Below are 279 nucleotides of genomic sequence, written 5' to 3'. Positions count from 1 at the left end.
GCAAAATGTGCAGATTTATTTTTCTTTTTCCAAATCTGATACATTAGATTACCATATTCATGTACCCAACGCATAATTGTTGTGGGATGAACGGAAATACCACGTTCCCTCATAATTTCAGACACATCACGATAGCTTAGAGAAAAACGACAATAGTAGCCAACGGCTACTAAAATAATATCTTTCTTAAACTGTTTTCCTTTAAAATATCTCATGTTATTGTGCTCCTACTCATTTTCCTAAAATGTAACGTGGTTTAGAGAACTTTGCAACAGAACC

Annotated in this window: 1 pseudogene; it reads right to left on the bottom strand. The window is 34.1% G+C overall.

Annotated elements, in window-relative coordinates:
• Positions 1–215, bottom strand: a pseudogene (locus JDS96_RS31045) (IS6 family transposase); the annotation flags it as partial.
• Between the last annotated feature and the right edge of the window lie 64 nt (positions 216–279).

Origin of the sequence: Bacillus cereus group sp. N21, assembly GCF_016483395.1 — a bacterium.
GTDB lineage: Bacteria > Bacillota > Bacilli > Bacillales > Bacillaceae_G > Bacillus_A > Bacillus_A pseudomycoides.
This window is presented reverse-complemented; position numbering and strand designations above follow the sequence as displayed.